The organism is Corynebacterium accolens, from assembly GCF_023520795.1.
In the GTDB taxonomy this organism is placed as follows: Bacteria; Actinomycetota; Actinomycetes; order Mycobacteriales; family Mycobacteriaceae; genus Corynebacterium; species Corynebacterium accolens.
On the sequence record NZ_CP046605.1, the window covers coordinates 1,758,746 to 1,774,612 of the forward strand.

14 protein-coding genes, 2 tRNA genes and 1 CRISPR repeat array (1 of these 17 running past the window's edge) are annotated in these 15,867 nt (G+C 59.2%); of the genes, 6 read left to right on the top strand and 10 right to left on the bottom strand.

All coding sequences use genetic code 11. From position 1 onward, the window contains the following. Positions 1-60: 60 nt before the first annotated feature. Together CACC_RS08380 and CACC_RS08385 are read left to right on the top strand one after the other, a co-directional pair. Entirely contained in the window at positions 61-552 is a 492-nt protein-coding gene (locus CACC_RS08380) for a low molecular weight protein-tyrosine-phosphatase (RefSeq protein ID WP_005278211.1), read from the top strand. A gap of 10 nt (positions 553-562) precedes the next feature. Next, the gene (locus tag CACC_RS08385; protein ID WP_005278209.1) at positions 563-1,534 is read left to right on the top strand and encodes an SURF1 family cytochrome oxidase biogenesis protein; all 972 of its coding nucleotides are present in this window, start codon (positions 563-565) and stop codon (positions 1,532-1,534) included. Between the two features lie 106 nt (positions 1,535-1,640). On the opposite strand, the gene CACC_RS08390 is transcribed toward CACC_RS08385, so the two are convergent. Both CACC_RS08390 and CACC_RS08395 read right to left on the bottom strand, forming a co-directional pair. Continuing rightward, positions 1,641-1,716 (bottom strand) — tRNA-Val (locus CACC_RS08390). 67 nt (positions 1,717-1,783) lie between these two features. Next, on the bottom strand, positions 1,784-2,182 hold the full coding sequence (locus tag CACC_RS08395) for a DUF3052 domain-containing protein (RefSeq protein ID WP_005278208.1): 399 nt from the start codon (positions 2,180-2,182) through the stop codon (positions 1,784-1,786). A gap of 358 nt (positions 2,183-2,540) precedes the next feature. On the opposite strand from CACC_RS08395, the gene aceE reads away from it, so the two are divergent. The 3 genes from aceE to CACC_RS08410 all read left to right on the top strand — a co-directional run bounded on the left by aceE (position 2,541) and on the right by CACC_RS08410 (position 6,523). Beyond that, positions 2,541-5,285 carry a pyruvate dehydrogenase (acetyl-transferring), homodimeric type gene (gene aceE / locus CACC_RS08400; protein ID WP_005278207.1) on the top strand — a complete coding sequence of 915 codons (2,745 nt, stop codon included), beginning with the start codon at positions 2,541-2,543 and terminating at the stop codon, positions 5,283-5,285. A 153-nt stretch (positions 5,286-5,438) separates the two neighbouring features. Then, positions 5,439-5,738, top strand: coding sequence for an acyl carrier protein (locus CACC_RS08405; protein ID WP_005278206.1), 300 nt, complete (start codon positions 5,439-5,441; stop codon positions 5,736-5,738). Continuing rightward, entirely contained in the window at positions 5,735-6,523 is a 789-nt protein-coding gene (locus CACC_RS08410; RefSeq protein WP_005278205.1) for an HAD-IIA family hydrolase, read from the top strand. Before CACC_RS08405 ends, CACC_RS08410 begins: the two co-directional genes overlap by 4 nt. Before the next feature lie 76 nt (positions 6,524-6,599). Here the strand turns inward: CACC_RS08410 and CACC_RS08415 are convergent, their stop codons facing one another. From CACC_RS08415 to CACC_RS08435, 5 genes are all read right to left on the bottom strand, one after another. Beyond that, positions 6,600-7,016, bottom strand: coding sequence for a hypothetical protein (locus CACC_RS08415; protein ID WP_005278204.1), 417 nt, complete (start codon positions 7,014-7,016; stop codon positions 6,600-6,602). Between the two features lie 817 nt (positions 7,017-7,833). Next, positions 7,834-8,628 (bottom strand): serine hydrolase domain-containing protein, encoded by a 795-nt coding sequence (locus CACC_RS08420; protein ID WP_035108427.1) that lies wholly within the window; start codon positions 8,626-8,628, stop codon positions 7,834-7,836. Positions 8,629-8,840: 212 nt separating this feature from the next. Then, complete coding sequence (locus CACC_RS08425) at positions 8,841-9,932, bottom strand: alkene reductase (protein WP_035108426.1); 1,092 nt, start codon at positions 9,930-9,932, stop codon at positions 8,841-8,843. A gap of 171 nt (positions 9,933-10,103) precedes the next feature. Then, entirely contained in the window at positions 10,104-11,702 is a 1,599-nt protein-coding gene (locus CACC_RS08430) for a mechanosensitive ion channel family protein (protein ID WP_005278199.1), read from the bottom strand. A gap of 101 nt (positions 11,703-11,803) precedes the next feature. Beyond that, entirely contained in the window at positions 11,804-12,859 is a 1,056-nt protein-coding gene (locus tag CACC_RS08435) for a trimeric intracellular cation channel family protein (protein WP_034658255.1), read from the bottom strand. A gap of 111 nt (positions 12,860-12,970) precedes the next feature. On the opposite strand from CACC_RS08435, the gene CACC_RS08440 reads away from it, so the two are divergent. Beyond that, complete coding sequence (locus CACC_RS08440) at positions 12,971-13,522, top strand: hypothetical protein (protein ID WP_005278197.1); 552 nt, start codon at positions 12,971-12,973, stop codon at positions 13,520-13,522. A 42-nt stretch (positions 13,523-13,564) separates the two neighbouring features. Here CACC_RS08440 and CACC_RS08445 read toward each other — a convergent pair. The 3 genes from CACC_RS08445 to CACC_RS08455 all read right to left on the bottom strand — a co-directional run bounded on the left by CACC_RS08445 (position 13,565) and on the right by CACC_RS08455 (position 14,427). Then, positions 13,565-13,638 (bottom strand) — tRNA-Ile (locus CACC_RS08445). 393 nt (positions 13,639-14,031) lie between these two features. Next, positions 14,032-14,190: a hypothetical protein gene (locus CACC_RS08450; protein ID WP_167530822.1), complete on the bottom strand. Its 159-nt coding sequence runs from the start codon at positions 14,188-14,190 to the stop codon at positions 14,032-14,034. An 87-nt stretch (positions 14,191-14,277) separates the two neighbouring features. Beyond that, positions 14,278-14,427, bottom strand: coding sequence for a hypothetical protein (locus tag CACC_RS08455; protein ID WP_005284058.1), 150 nt, complete (start codon positions 14,425-14,427; stop codon positions 14,278-14,280). Between the two features lie 88 nt (positions 14,428-14,515). Next, positions 14,516-15,867: direct repeats of the CRISPR family, unit length 28 nt; unit sequence GGCTCATCCCCGCTCACGCGGGGAGCAC (it continues 4,595 nt past the right edge of the window).

The window sequence follows — 15,867 nt, forward strand, 5'->3', positions numbered from 1 at the left end:
TACGCTAGTGCTATATCCTGTCTCCCGCACTACAGTACTATCTGCGCAAAGGGTTTTCGCATGACTGAATCTTCTTCTCACTCGGGTCTCTACCTCGTCTTTGTGTGCACCGGCAATATTTGCCGCTCGCCCATGGCCGAAATCATCGTTCGCGATGAAATGGAAGATGACATGCTCGATCTCCTCGCCACCGTGGATTCCTGCGGGCTCGGCGGCTGGCACGTGGGGCAAGGCGCGGATGAGCGGGCCGTGGCAGAACTGCGCCGCGCCGGGCACGATGGGGCATCCCACCGCGCATCCAAATTGGGCGAAGAGCACATGAATGCCGATCTCTTCATCGCGATGGATTCCGGGCACTATGATTCGCTCATCGATCTGGGCATCGACTCTGACAAGGTCCGCCTGATGCGCAGCTTCGATCCCAATTCCCCGGAAGGCGCAGAGGTCGCTGACCCCTACTACGGCACCGAAGAAGACTTCGAAACCGCGCGCAAGAATATCGAAGCCGCGGTACCCGGCCTGCTGGATTGGATTCGCGAGAACCACGACTAGACTTGGGGGCATGCTAAAGACGTTCCTCAAGCCTGGCTGGGTACTCATGCTGCTTTTCGTGGTGGCATTTTCCTACCTGGCCTTTAGTGTCCTTGCCCCATGGCAGTTGGGAAAGGACGATGACATTGTGGAGCGCAATGAAAACATCACCCACGCCTACGAGGCCGATCCGCAGCCGATTGACCAGGTCGTAGACGATGATGGGGCCATCTCTGGCGATGAATGGTCCCGCACCACTCTGAAGGGCCACTACCTGCCCGAGGATGAGGTGCTACTCCGCCTGCGCCCCGCCGGTTCCGGCCCGTCCTATCAATCCTTGGTGCCTTTCCGCACCGATGCGGGCCTGACTATGCTGATTAACCGCGGTTGGGTCAGCGCCGAGGAGGGCAATGCGGTGCCGGATATTCCGCCCGCTCCCTCCGAGGAGGTAACGATTACCGGCATGGTGCGCTCAAATGAGGCCGAGCACAAAACCGCCCCCATCACGCAGGAGGGCTACCAGCAGGTCTATTCCATCCACACCGAGCAGGTGGGCTCGCTTATCGGTGCTGACTTAGGCCAAGACTATATCCAGCTCTCCGAGGACCAGCCGGGCGTCCTCAACGCCATGCCCATCCCGCAGCTCGACCGCGGCAACCACCTTTCTTACGGCTACCAGTGGATTGCCTTTGGCATCATGGCCCCGCTGGGATTGGGCTACTTTATTTGGTCCGAGATTCGCGAGCGCCGCCGCCTGCGCGAAGAAGAAGCCGCCATGCAGGCCCTCAATGCGGACGCAGAATCGCTTGCCGATGCCCCCGCCTCCAACGGCGAACCTGGCACGGCTGCCGATGCCGATGCCGATGCCGATGCCACTGGCGCTACCGATGCCAACACCGATCCCGCACCTCTCGCCACCGAGCTGCGCAACCGCTCTCGCTACGGCGATTCCAAGCCAGACCACTACGCCAAGCTGAAAAAGCGCCGCCGCGAGCGCTACTAGCCGTCTTCGTTGGCTGATTATGGGCCCGTCTCGGGCCTGCTTTCGGCCACGCATGCAAAAAATCTCGAGCCACCGTTTTAAAAACGATGCCTCGAGACTTGAAAAATGGTGCGGCCTGAGGGGATCGAACCCCCGACCTATTGGGTGTAAACCAATTGCTCTTCCAGCTGAGCTAAAGCCGCATGCGCCCTTGCGCTGTTATGTACAGTAGCGCAGGATTGTGAAGCTACACAAATCAGCTGGTGAAGGCTATTTTTTGGTGTAGCCCCGCTGTACCAGGCAGGAACCCTGCCACTCGCCAAAGCGCTCAGCTTTGGTCTGCACCAAACCGGCTAGCTGCGCCGATTCGGAGATGAGACCAGGCTCGACGGTGCCCGGCTTGCCGGCACCCGGAGTCAGCAACCAGACGGAGCCGTTGTCCGCGAGGGGGCGGCTGGCATCCACCAGGCCGTCCACGAGGTCGCCGTCTTCCTCGCGCCACCAGAGAAGGACTACATCGCACAGCTCATCATTTTCCTCTTCGAGGAAATCCTCACCGAGTACGGCTTCGATCGATTCAGAGATTGTGTTGTCACAATCCTCGTCCCAACCAAGCTCTAGAGCGATTTGCCCTTCCTTGATTCCGAGCTTGACTGCAGCGTCAGCCACTATGCATTTCCTTCCTTATCCGGTGAATTCTTACTCACGCCCGGCCCATGATTGGCACAGAGGGCGTGTGTTATTACATGTAGTTTAACGTCCCAGGCCGTCTTTTACTTGCTATAGCACCCCTTTCCCCCAATTTGCAGGCCCTTTTCTGCTCACACCGGCGCCTGTTTTGTGGGAGAACTAGCGCCGTTTAGGGACCTACTACCCACGTTTGCACACCGGGTGAGGGAAGCAAACCGCAGGTGGTAGGGGGTGCATCGGCAAGCGCGGCGTTTTATCCGGGATAGACTCCCACTCGCGATCTGGGAACGCGTATCGTAGGAGATAAACTCTGCAGACCCTTAATTAGGAGGTTTACATGGCCGAGAAGGACCCCGCCAAGGGCGATTCCAACTTCCCGCTTATCCGCGATGGTGTTGCATCGTACCTTCACGACAGCGACCCAGAAGAAACTCGCGAGTGGATGGATTCCCTCGATGGTCTGCTGGACCATTCTGACCAAGAGCGCGCGCGTTACCTGATGCTGCGCCTACTGGAGCGCGCCACCGCCAAGCGCGTGGAGCTTCCCTCGTTGACGTCGACGGACTTCGTCAACACCATCCCCACCAACATGGAGCCGGAATTTCCTGGCGATGAAGAACTAGAAAAGCGCTACCGCCGCTGGATCCGCTGGAACGCTGCCATCATGGTGCACCGCGCGCAGCGCCCCGGCATCGGTGTCGGCGGCCACATCTCCACCTACGCGGGTGCCGCCCCGCTGTACGAGGTTGGCCTCAACCACTTCTTCAAGGGTAAGGACGATCCTTCAGGCGGCGATCAGGTCTTCTTCCAGGGCCACGCCTCCCCGGGCATGTACGCCCGCGCCTACATGGAAGGCCGCCTCTCTGAGGAAGACCTCGACGGCTTCCGCCAGGAAGTCTCCCTCGGTGAAGGCAAGGGTCTGCCCTCCTACCCGCACCCGCGCCTGATGCCATGGTTCTGGGAGTTCCCCACCGTGTCCATGGGCATTGGCCCGATGAACGCCATTTACCAGGCACGCTTTAATAAGTACCTGGAAACCCGCGGCATCAAGGACACCTCCAAGCAGCACGTCTGGGCCTTCTTGGGCGATGGCGAGATGGACGAGCCAGAGTCCCGCGGCCTGCTGCAAACCGCTGCGCTGTACGAGCTGGATAACCTCACCTTCGTGATTAACTGCAACCTGCAGCGCCTCGACGGCCCAGTGCGCGGTAATACCCAGATCATCCAGGAGCTGGAGTCCTTCTTCCGCGGTGCCGGCTGGGACGTCATCAAGGTCATTTGGGGCCGCGGCTGGGACAAGCTGCTGGACAAGGACACCGAAGGTGCCCTCGTCAACGTCATGAACACCACCTCTGACGGTGACTACCAAACCTTCAAGGCCAATGACGGCGCTTATGTGCGCGAGCACTTCTTCGGCCGCGATGAGCGCACCGCAAAGCTGGTAGAAGACCTCTCCGATGACGAAATCTGGGCACTGCGCCGCGGCGGCCACGACTACCGCAAGGTCTACGCAGCGTACGCCCGCGCCCTAGAGAACAAGGGCTCCGGCAAGCCGACCGTCATCTTGGCCCACACCATTAAGGGCTACGGCTTGGGCCACAACTTCGAGGGCCGCAACGCTACCCACCAGATGAAGAAGCTGACGCTGGAGGATCTCAAGAACTTCCGCGATAAGCAGGAAATCCCCTTCTCCGATGAAGAGCTGGAAAAGGATCCCTACCTGCCGCCGTACTACCACCCGGGCAAGGACTCCCCGGAGATCAAGTACATGCTGGAGCGCCGTAAAGAACTCGGCGGCTTCCTGCCTGAGCGTCGCACGGACTTCACCCCATTGGAAGCACCTTCCTTGGACAAGCTGCGCTCCGTGCGCAAGGGCTCTGGCAAGCAGGAAGTGGCTACCACCATGGCCTTGGTGCGCACCTTCAAGGAGGTCATGCGCAATAAGGAACTGGGCAAGCGCATCGTGCCCATCATCCCGGATGAGGCTCGTACCTTCGGCATGGACTCCTGGTTCCCCACCATGAAGATCTGGAACCCGCGCGGCCAGAACTACGTGCCGGTGGACCACGACCTGATGTTGTCCTACCGCGAGGCCACCGATGGCCAAATCATGCACGAGGGCATTTCTGAGGCCGGTGCGGCAGCATCCTTTACCGCCGCCGCTACCTCGTATGCCACCCAGGGCGAGGCCATGATCCCGCTGTACATCTTCTACTCGATGTTCGGCTTCCAGCGCACTGGCGATGCCTTCTGGGCCGCCGGCGACCAGATGGGCCGCGGCTTCATCATCGGCGCTACCGCAGGCCGCACCACCCTGACCGGTGAGGGCCTGCAGCACATGGATGGCCACTCCCCTGTCTTGGCAGCCACCAACCCTGCGGTCATTTCTTATGACCCGGCCTTCGGCTTCGAGGCTGCACACCTAGTAGCCCGCGGTATCGAGCGCATGTACGGCGAGGACAACGAGCCGGTCATGTACTACCTCACCGTGTACAACGAGCCGGTCCACCAGCCGGCCGAGCCGGAGAACTTGGACGTGGAGGGCCTGCACAAGGGCATCTACCACTTCAATACCGCCGAGAAGGGTTCCACCCCGGCCAATATCCTGGCCTCGGGTGTTGGCGTGCACGAGGCTCTTCGCGCACAGGAGATGCTGGCTGAGGACTACGATGTCAAGGCATCGCTGTTCTCCGTGACCTCCTGGAACGAGCTGGCCCGCGATGGTGCTCGCCGCAATAAGGAAGCGCTGCGCAAGGGCGAGGAGCCTTCCGAGGCATTTGCTACCTCCCAGCTCAAGGACTTCGAGGGTCCATTCGTGGGCGTCTCGGACTTCACCACCGAGCTGCAGGAGCAGATCCGCCCCTACGTCCCAGGTACCTACATCACCTTGGGCGCAGACGGCTTCGGCTTCTCCGATACGCGCGAGGGTGCCCGCCGCTTCTTCAACAACGACGCGGAATCCATCGCCGTCGCCGTGCTCGATGGCCTTGCCCGCGACGGCAAGATTGAACGCTCCGTTGTGGAAAAGGCAGCATCCGAGCTGAAGTTGGATGACCCAACTGCACCTAATAGCGGCGAGTAATTTCGCCCCCGCCTTCGCAACGGGCATTTAATTCTGGCGCTTCCGGCTTTGTGCTGGGAGCGCCTTTATTATTTTTGCCCTATTCCCCCTACCCAGTACCGCGTGCGCCTATTTCTCCAATGCCACGCTCCAATCGCTACTACACTGGGCACTATGGCAAATGACCTCAGTGCCCAATTGCAGGCAAAGTTTCAGGGTTCTGACCCAGATAAGGACCACGACCCGGATCGGGATACGCTGGGCGAGCTCATCGCCCTCATTATCAAAGTCACCGGAACCGAGGCCGAACTTGGCAGGGACAGCGCGCTTTCCGATGTCGGAGTGGAGTCCCTCGAGCATATAGAGCTCACCGTGCGTGTAGAAGAGCTCTTTAAGGTGCGGCTTACTGAGGAAACAATGCTTAACTGCGAGACCATCGGCGATATCGCTGACTATTTGGAGGACCACCAATGATTTCTTACCTATCCGATATGGACGGCGTACTCATCAAGGAAGGGGAAATGATCCCCGGCGCCGATAAATTTATTCAGGCGCTAAAAGATAATGACATTGAGTACATGGTGCTGACCAATAACTCCATGTCCACCCCGCGCGACTTGGCGGCGCGGCTGCGCAATACCGGCCTGGATATTCCGGCCGAGCGCATCTGGACCTCCGCCACGGCTACGGCAAACTTCCTGGCCACCCAAGCCAGCTCCAGCAAGGCCTACGTCGTGGGCGAATCCGGCCTGACCACTGCCCTGCACGAGGCCGGTTGGATCCTCACAAATGATGACGCAGACTTCGTGGTCCTCGGTGAAACCCGCACCTACTCCTTTGAGGCGATTACCACCGCTATCAACCTCATCCGCAATGGCGCCCGCTTCATCGCCACCAACCCGGATGTTACGGGGCCTGCTCCCGAAGGTGTGCTCCCGGCAACCGGTGCTGTGGCCGCATTGATCACCGCCGCTACCCACCGCGAACCCTACTACGTGGGAAAGCCCAACCCGGTGATGATGCGCTCGGCGCTTAACCACATCGGCGCGCACTCTGAAAACACCGTCATGATCGGTGACCGCATGGATACCGATGTCAAGGCGGGCCTAGAGGCCGGCATGCGCTCCATTCTGGTGCGCTCCGGCATTTCCGATGACCGCGAAATCTCCCGCTATCCTTACCGCCCCACCGCCGTATTTAAATCGGTTGCGGATATTCCCGATAAGATCATGGATCCCTTCGCCGAGGAGGAGTCCTAAACGGTTCCCCGCCGCGCGACCTAGCTCGTGCGGCTTGGCTTACTTGGCCGCGCTCGAGCCGACTCGCTCGAGCGCCTTAGCTAAAGCGCACGTTGGCGCTAAAGCCATAGCGCTGCGCAAGGTAGCACACCGCGCTCTCGAGCGCGGCAAGCTCCGCCTCGGTTCCGGTAAGCACCTGGTGGCAGCCGATGCCAACACCAGAATCCATTCCCGGGCCCGTAGCCTCACCGCGCACGAGCGCCTCCATAGAGATCTCATCGCGGTACCACCGAGTGCACCACTGGGCGGTCAGCGGGTCATCGCCTGGGACGATGAACTCCGATTCGGTGCGAATGCACCGATCCATGGCACGCTCTACTTCTGGGCGCAACGCACGCGGCATCCCAGAAATTTTCAGCACACCAGTGACCACGACGGCCGCACCATTGCGGCTGGGCCACGTGTAGTTGGAGGCCGGTTGATCAACCGGCACTGTATTGACGCAAGTATTCATAGCCGATATCTCCCTCGACAAATCACCACTGCGATGCACACGCGTGGCGTGCGGCGCAGTGCAAGACGAGCTTCGTCTTCCCCAACGAACTGTCTTTTGCGTCTGCACCCAATTTTCCTGCGCCACACCACCCTCTACAACCCTCAACTTTCACTTCAACCCCCAAGTTCTAAACCTCAACCCAAAGTCCAGACTGTGATTAAAGTGTCCGAAGAAATTGGAGTTACAACAGTGAAATTTGTGAGGTTTTCTCGCTTAAACTGTTTTTCTGAAGCGACTTCTTGACAAGAATTACGCACGGGGCAGCTACCAGCAGAAACAGTGACCTCAATGCCCACATTCAACACTCGCAGAAGAAAATCGCGCCCCACCCCTCTAGGAACGAAGAGCTCCGAAAAATCCTGCCCGCAAAGACCCCTGTGGGGGTAGCCAGCCGCCATATACCCACACCCGCATCTCACCCTCTCCAGGAGCAGATCGTCACCCGCGAACAGGCAGTTAATATAAATTTAATTTAGGGTAAGAAATAGTTTGACACGATCCCTGAGCTATGCCTATACTGAGATAAATTCAAACAATCCGGTTTGAACCCATCCCCAAAAAAGAAAGGTACAACCATGTCTGGTCTGTCCTCTTTGACCGATCTCGGTCTCGGTCTCCTGTCCGTCGTTTCCAGTGTCCTCTCCTACGGCGCTATGATCATCGAGCAGATCACGGGTCTGACCCTGTTCTAAATAGAACAACTTAAGCTCCCCACTCCATTGGAATGGGGAGCTTTTCCCATTTTCCTATTAAGGGAAATCTTCGAAGGAGCCTCTTACAGCGCCTGCCAGATCTTCGTATTGGTTTCATTCCACAGCGGTTTAGCCCAATCGCCAAACTCTCGGTCCGTCAATGCGACCATGGCGTAGTCGCCGGCCAGCCAGAGGTAGGTACCGGACATGCCGAAGTGCCCGGTGGCATCGGCAGGCAGGGCACCCATCCAGTGGTCTTTCTCGCCGCGGATCTCAAAGCCAAGGCCCCAGGTGCAATCCTTAAAGCTTCCGTAGCCTGGCACGATGCCGCGCAAGCCACCGAAATGAACGCGGCGCATATCGGCCACGGTGCTGGGGTGCAGGAGCTGCGGGTCCTGGACCTCGGCCGAAAATGCCGCGAGATCCTGCACGGTAGAAACCAGCCCGTGCCCTGCCGAGCCCTCTAAGCGCGTGGAGGACATGCCAAGCGGCTCGCACACGCCTTCGCGCAGGTACTCCGCAAACTCGATGCCGGTGGCCTTTTCAACAATCTCTGCGGCCCATTCATAACCGGCAGAGGAATAGATGCGCCGCTCGCCTACCGGCTTTTGTTGCTCGCGCGAATCGAATTTCACACCTGAAGCGTGCGCGAGCAAGTGCTCTAGCGTCGCGCCTTCGGGACCAGCAGGTTGCTCTAGTTCTACCGCGCCTTCTTCGACCGCCAACATAATGGCGTAGGCGGAGACGAGCTTGGTTACTGATGCCACCGGAAATTCCCGGGTAACATCTCCTATCTCATCGAGGACATCGCCGCATTTCAATAACGCGCCGGCGACATTGTCTACTGGCCACTGGCGTAAAAGTTCTAACTCGCTCATGCCCACTAGCCTACTGGGACCAAGCATGGGCATGGCTGCGGTGGGAGAAGAAGGAAGTAGTTTTTAAAAAATTAGCGAGTGCTTGTTAACGATCTATGCGTGCACGATCGATATATAAAGTGAAAGGTTCTTTTCAAGGATATTTCGCCCCTTCCCTATCACTCGCGTTCTCTACTTCCCCCTTCTCTCTCCCTACAGCTGCCGCGGACTATTTACTGGTCCGCGGCAGTCTTGTAATCAATGTAGCCGCGCTCGCCGCCGACGTAGAACGTTGCCTGGTCAGGCTCATTGAGCTCCAGGTTCTCTTCCCACCGGCGCACCAAGTCCGGGTTAGCAATGAGCTGGCGGCCCACCACGATGGCATCCACATAGTCGAGGTCCAGCTCGCGCTGTGCATCTTCCTTAGTGGTCACGGTGCCAAAACCGTCATTCATCAAAACCTTGGTTTCGCCATTGGCGCGGGCCTTCTGTGCCAAGGCCGAGATGAGCTCGCCTTCCGGCTCTGCGTGCAAGAAGGAGACATAAGCCAGGTTCAGCGGGGCGATGGCGTCCAGCAGGCCGCCGTAGGTGGCCAACATGTCTGTCTCATCGTCTTCGACAATGCCCTGTACGACGTGGGCCGGAGAAAAACGAACACCTACGCGGTCTGCACCGATTTCATCCACGACGGCACGGATCACCATCTCTGGCAGGCGCCACCGGTTTTCGGGGCTGCCGCCAAATTCATCGTCGCGCTGGTTAGCAGACGGTGCCATGAATTCGTGCAGCAGATAGCCATTCGCATTGTGGATCTCTACACCATCAACGCCCGCGTCGACGGCTCGGCGTGCGGCGGCGCGGAATTCCTCAACGATTCGTGGAAGCTCATCGGCTTCTAGTGCACGCGGTACCGGTGCATCCATCTTGCCGGCAAAGCCGCGAACCTGGCCGTCCCAATCCAGCGCGCTCGGGGCCTCTGCCTGGGCGCCATCAATGAGATCTGGGTGGCTGGTGCGGCCGCCATGCATGATTTGCATGAACAAGACGCCGCCCTTGTCGTGCACTTCGTTGGCTACCTCGCTCCAACCAGCTGCCTGCTCATCATCAACGATGCCCGCCTGCCCCGGGAACGCGCGGTTGGTCCAAGCGGGGAAGGTTCCCTCCGTCACCACGAGCCCGGCGCTAGCTCGCTGGGAATAGTACTTCTTGTGTAGCTCGCTGGGCACACCGCTGTGACCTGCACGCTGACGCGTTAGCGGCGCCATGGTCACGCGGTTATTCAACGTATAACGGCCAAGTTCCAAAGGTGTAAATAATGATGTCATGTCTACTGAAACAGCTCGCGGTTGAAATTTGTTCCACCTTTTATTCTGTTGTTGCCCCACCTGCGATAGAAATAATAAAGAAACTAGAGGTCACCGCACCCGTTAAAGGTCAATGAAAAAGACACCGCCTCGGACTATGAGGCGGCGTCTATGAGCTCCTAGTGGGGATGCTTAGTGGGGTTCTGAAGGAATCGCGGTCTGCTGGCTATTCGCCGCCCCGCTATTTCCGTCTGCACCGGAGTCTCCATCTCCATTCCCCTGGCCATCGCCAGCATCGCCGTTTGAGTCAGCGGGCCCATCCTGACTGCTACCGTGCCCGTCCCCGGAATTAGGCGTGGAGTTGGGCGCCTGGCTGGGATAGCTAGGAACGGTCGGCGTATTGGTGGTCGTGGGCGTTGAGTCAGCGTCCGTCGGTTCCGTTGGAGCGCCGGTAGTAAGGGGGTCTTCCGAAGGCACATTCTCCCCAGATTCCGTTGGAGCCTCAGAAGAGGATTGCGTATCGCGATCCTTCCAATAGTCCGGCGACAGCCAGCCGGCTTCCCCTTCCTCTGGGTTGCTTGCCGCGAGGATGAGCAGGCCAACGACAAGCAGGGCCGCCACGAGGCCTGTGGTGGAGGCGCGCACGCGCCCGCCGATGGTGGAAACCTTTTGGAATTGGGTACTGGTCGGGATGGTGCGCCAGATCTTCCGGCGCGATTTCTCATCGTCTTCCGCAGCCTCTTCGCTGGCTTCATCCGTGACCGCTTGTTCATCGAGCTTAGTCTCAGCAAGCTCGACTTCCTCTGGGACCAGTTCCTCTTCCACCGTGGGGTCATCCACTGGCGTATTGGGACGAGAACCTTCCCCGGCGTCCAAGGCGTCTTTGGCTGACTGCGCCGCGGCATGCTTTGGGTCCGCAGGTTTCTTCTTTTTCTGTTCCTGCAGTTCATCAAAGTCGATGGCGGAACCGTAGTGATCCCAGAATTCCGAGAGCAGCGCCGAGCGGATGGCGCGCTCCACGGACCACTGGCGGGCGGGATTCACCGTCACCATGATGCGGTAGCCCACCTGCCACGGCTGGCCGGCTACCTGCGGGCTGACCAATTGCGTAGCGGGAAGGACTGTGAGCTCGCCGGCGACGTCGACGGAGATCTCAGGGGCTTCAATAGCGTGCCCCGAAATCTCTTTGACGCGACTCGTAATCTCCGGCAGGGACTCGCCCTCATGCACCGGGACATTGATATTGACCACCGCGCGGGACCATTCCTTAGAATAGTTGGTCACCACGCCGGCGGAGCTATTGGGGATGGTCACCAACTCGCCGCTTGGGGTGCGCACCTTCGTGGTGCGCAGGGTCAGCGTCACCACATCGCCTTCTACCCCTGGGATGCCGGCAAAGGAGACGTAGTCTCCCACGCCGAACTGCTTTTCCGTAAGGATGAAAAATCCGGAGAGGAAATCCGAAATCACGGACTGGGCGCCAAAACCTACCGCGGCAGACACTATCGTCGCAGGCACCGCAGCGCCCAGCGCCGGAACGCCGAGATTAGTCAGCGCGGCCGCGACCAATAGGAAGTACGCAACCGCCTGGACGATGTAGACCAATGCGCCGGTCAGCGCCAGCCGCGCCTTCGTGGATTCTTCTTGCTCATCCAAATTATGTTCAATAATCCGGATGGCTAGGCGCCCCATGCGGGGCAGGAGAATGCCGATTATCACGAATGCGATGAGCGGCAAGCCGTGGTCAACGATGAGGCCCCACAGCTCAAAAAAGAAGTACCTCAAGTTCATGGTTCTAGGATATGGCACCTAGCTGAAAAATTGATGCCAGTTTTCTGCCAGAAATCCAGACCCGGAATTTAGGGGGCATCGGAAAGCAGCTGCTTAGAAACCTAGTCGCGCGATTGGTAGCGGTCCATCAGGCGATCAATCAGCTCATCAGTAAGCTTGTCATCTTCCAAAATCGTATCGAGCAGCCGCTGGGATTCCTCGCTTGAGGTCTGCTCCTCTTCCTCATAGGAATCGCCGCTGAAGTCCACGCCAAAGTCCATGTCCTCGGACTCCGCTGGCGCCGAGCTGAACTGATCGACGTCCGATTCAAAGGACTGCAAAAACTCGCTGGCCTCTTCCGCCGCATCCTGGCGGCGCTTGCCGGAACGCACTTCCTTTTCGATGCGCCGCTGCAGCGCCTCTTCCATCTGCCGGTGGCGCCAAGAGCGCACGCGGTGCGGCTCCAGCTTGCGCCCGACCGCGCGGCTCTTATTCTCAGCCTTTTTCGCCAGCGCCTTAACCTGCGCAGCCGTATCATTAATCGGCGCCCACTCCTGTTTCGCGGGCACGCGCCAACCGGCCCAAATGCCCAGCAGCGCCAAGAAAATAGACACCAATGGCCCCACGATCATGCCGACGGCCAACATATCGAAGTGGTTTCCCACCAGCACGATCACCGCACAAGCGATGGCCGGAATTACCGTCGGCTGATTATCGCCAAAGACCGCGGGCTCGCGCCCCATAGCAATATCACGAATCATGGAACCGCCAGTAGCGGTAAACACACCCATCATGATGCACGGAATCGGCGGAAGCCCATAGGTAATGGCCTTCACGGCGCCGGTGCCGGCCCATAGGCCGGAAACCACGGCATCGCCATGCGCCTGGATATAATCCCAGGTCTTGCCCTTAAAGTAGACAAAGCGCGCAATCAACGCGCCAGTAAACGCCAGGTACAGGTACTCCGGCTCGCTCATCGCCGCCACGGTGCCGCGATTAATAAGTACATCGCGCACCATGCCCCCGCCCAGGGAAGAAAACATCGCGATGAAGAAAAACCCGATGATGTCGTACCCGCGCTTGCGCGCAATGGTGCCGCCGATAATTCCCATCAGCAATACACCGCTGACATCGGACCAGCGATAGAGGGATTCAATGAGCGGATCTACTTCTGTCATGCCGTTTATTAGACTGCACTGCTCACCCGCGCGCAATTCGCCTGCCCACATGCGCTGCGGTGCTACACTTTTCCTGTTCTACGGCCCTCCTATCTCCCCCCAATATTCCGCATGAAAAAGATTCTCTCGCTCTTGCCGGCGCTCCTGCTGGTTGGGTGCTCGTCCGCCCCCGCTGACGACGAGCCCAATTTCACCGATACCAGCCCGCACAGCACCAATTCAGACAGCGGTGCGCTTGCCGATGCCGACTTCGATACCGATTCCGCGCCTTCCGCAACTGCCAAGCTTTCCAAGCCGCAGAAAGCGGAGAAAGACGATGATTCCGCACTCGCTGCGCAGGTAGACGGCATGTGCGGCATTCGCGATTACGCACAAATCATCGCCGACGACGCCACCGATTGCGCCTTTGCCCTGGACATTTATAAGCACGCAATGGATGCCACATACAGGCTCGAAACTCCTGATCCAACCGTTACTGCAGCCTGGCAGAGCGACATTACTGTAAAGAACCCGAGCTCTGGTGAGAGCTACGATCTCCACTGCATCATGGCCACGAATCAAAAATCCGTCCATTGCAGGTCCCAAGAAGACGAGAATATCGGCACCCGCATCGAGCTGACCGCCAGGCCGATTTTCTCCGAGCGCGTGCGCACCGAATACTAAAAAGGAGGCGCCAGCATTGCTTGCCGACGCCTCCTTCTACCGTGGGGCCACCGGGGCTCGAACCCGGGACCGACGGATTATGAGTCCGGAGCTCTAACCGACTGAGCTATAGCCCCACACGGATGCCATGTCGTATATTACGACACTCCGCTCCCAAAAGATTAGTCAATAGCTCCCAAAAGACCAATTCTCGGCCCCTCATAGAATAACCCCAGTTGAGTGCGCGACGCCCAACAGTGGATGTCCGTGCTGCGACTGGAACCCACGTTAGAGCCTCAGCGAAGTTGAATTCTGCCCCTCATAGCCGAAGTGCTGCTCGTCGTTGTTGGATGTCCTTTCGATGTTTTGATTATTGGGTAGCAGGAAATTTGAGGCATTAAATCAAGAAAAAATTATCCCCGCTCACGCGGGGAGCACGATGTCGGCGTTCCCATATATGTCATCCAAGACGGCTCATCCCCGCTCACGCGGGGAGCGCGCATTCATCACCAGTATCTAGGCCAACAATTTTAGGCTGCGTTTTTCCGCCACTTCTGCACGAGTTGGACGGTCTCAACTGTGAGCGTAACCGCAGTGAGGGACATGACTACCCAGAATATTGGGGTATCCCCTAGAGTAAGCGCGATAAGCACGGCGATCACTATTAGTGCGCTTGAAATTTTAGACATGATGTCCATGATAAGTCCTTTCGAGGGTTGGTAGGCTCATCCGTGCTCATGCGAGGAGCACCTTTCTCTGTGCCTGCGCCAATGATTTTAAGCTGCATGATTTTTTCTTTCTAGCCATTGCTCGCGTGTGTCCAGAGCTAAGCAAACGATCATGGCTACTAGCGCAGTGGTAGTAGCCCATGCTGGTGCTTTAGTGATGATGAATGATGCGCTGATAAGCGCGACGACGATTGTCATCTTTTGGTTCCTTTCTGTACTTTGAGGGCGGCCTCCCCGCTCAAGGGGAGAGTACTGCTGTCAGTGGGCAAGATTGCGAGCAGCATGGGGCTCATCCCCGCTCACGCGGGGAGCACGGCGGACCTGGTGCTCGTGCTCACCGCCCGCACGGCTCATCCCCGCTCACGCGGGGAGCACGAGTCGGGTCACTCCCCCAGGGTACGGGCGTCGGGCTCATCCCCGCTCACGCGGGGAGCACGAGAAGATGATTCCGGCCGATGCACCCGTCGTAGGCTCATCCCCGCTCACGCGGGGAGCACTGCTGTCCGATGCGCCCGGCTGCATGGACGGCGGGCTCATCCCCGCTCACGCGGGGAGCACTTCAAGGGCTTTCTCGTGCTTAACGGCGTGTTCGGCTCATCCCCGCTCACGCGGGGAGCACATGTCGTTCTGTGACAGTCGAGCGGCGACCGCGGGCTCATCCCCGCTCACGCGGGGAGCACATGTCGTTCTGTGACAGTCGAGCGGCGACCGCGGGCTCATCCCCGCTCACGCGGGGAGCACCTGGCACTGGTATTAGAGGAATCTCACGAGAGCGGCTCATCCCCGCTCACGCGGGGAGCACGTCGGGGCTTCCGGCGCGTCTTCCTTGGGCGGGGGCTCATCCCCGCTCACGCGGGGAGCACGGGCAGAGTACTGGCGCACGGATAACGAGAATGGGCTCATCCCCGCTCACGCGGGGAGCACCTTCTGGCGCAGGTGGTGACGGTTTTGCCATCAGGCTCATCCCCGCTCACGCGGGGAGCACCTTCTGGCGCAGGTGGTGACGGTTTTGCCATCAGGCTCATCCCCGCTCACGCGGGGAGCACGCATACACGTCGATACTCCACCGGCGGCCGCCCGGCTCATCCCCGCTCACGCGGGGAGCACCGGATTGCCCTTATCGTCCATCGCGGTGACGAGGGCTCATCCCCGCTCACGCGGGGAGCACTGTTGTCTACGAGGACGATTTCGGCGGCTTGGGGGCTCATCCCCGCTCACGCGGGGAGCACGGCGCGGTATTCATTGCGGTCAACCACGTCACCGGCTCATCCCCGCTCACGCGGGGAGCACCCTTCATCCCACTGGATGATTAGATCCCCACGCGGCTCATCCCCGCTCACGCGGGGAGCACCTTTACGGTATCCTGCGCTTCCTGCGATTGGACGGCTCATCCCCGCTCACGCGGGGAGCACGCTCTGAGGTTCAGTTTGCCGGTCGGGCGTGCCGGCTCATCCCCGCTCACGCGGGGAGCACCGGAGGGGTGTAGGTGTGGTAGCGCATTAGGCGGGCTCATCCCCGCTCACGCGGGGAGCACAGCGCGTGCTTGACCCAGCATTAACCGTTGCTGGGCTCATCCCCGCTCACGCGGGGAGCACGGGGATTAGACATACCTCGTCAGCCCGGGCCGGGGCTCATCCC

Excerpts from the sequence above, each read along its gene's own strand:
- CACC_RS08380 (WP_005278211.1), top strand. The coding sequence starts at position 61 with ATGACTGAATCTTCTTCTCACTCGGGTCTCTACCTCGTCTTTGTGTGC.
- CACC_RS08385 (WP_005278209.1), top strand. The coding sequence starts at position 563 with ATGCTAAAGACGTTCCTCAAGCCTGGCTGGGTACTCATGCTGCTTTTC.
- aceE (WP_005278207.1), top strand. The coding sequence starts at position 2,541 with ATGGCCGAGAAGGACCCCGCCAAGGGCGATTCCAACTTCCCGCTTATC.
- CACC_RS08405 (WP_005278206.1), top strand. The coding sequence starts at position 5,439 with ATGGCAAATGACCTCAGTGCCCAATTGCAGGCAAAGTTTCAGGGTTCT.
- CACC_RS08410 (WP_005278205.1), top strand. The coding sequence starts at position 5,735 with ATGATTTCTTACCTATCCGATATGGACGGCGTACTCATCAAGGAAGGG.
- CACC_RS08415 (WP_005278204.1), bottom strand. The coding sequence starts at position 7,016 with ATGAATACTTGCGTCAATACAGTGCCGGTTGATCAACCGGCCTCCAAC.
- CACC_RS08420 (WP_035108427.1), bottom strand. The coding sequence starts at position 8,628 with ATGAGCGAGTTAGAACTTTTACGCCAGTGGCCAGTAGACAATGTCGCC.
- CACC_RS08425 (WP_035108426.1), bottom strand. The coding sequence starts at position 9,932 with ATGACATCATTATTTACACCTTTGGAACTTGGCCGTTATACGTTGAAT.
- CACC_RS08430 (WP_005278199.1), bottom strand. The coding sequence starts at position 11,702 with ATGAACTTGAGGTACTTCTTTTTTGAGCTGTGGGGCCTCATCGTTGAC.
- CACC_RS08435 (WP_034658255.1), bottom strand. The coding sequence starts at position 12,859 with ATGACAGAAGTAGATCCGCTCATTGAATCCCTCTATCGCTGGTCCGAT.
- CACC_RS08440 (WP_005278197.1), top strand. The coding sequence starts at position 12,971 with ATGAAAAAGATTCTCTCGCTCTTGCCGGCGCTCCTGCTGGTTGGGTGC.
- CACC_RS08450 (WP_167530822.1), bottom strand. The coding sequence starts at position 14,190 with ATGTCTAAAATTTCAAGCGCACTAATAGTGATCGCCGTGCTTATCGCG.
- CACC_RS08455 (WP_005284058.1), bottom strand. The coding sequence starts at position 14,427 with ATGACAATCGTCGTCGCGCTTATCAGCGCATCATTCATCATCACTAAA.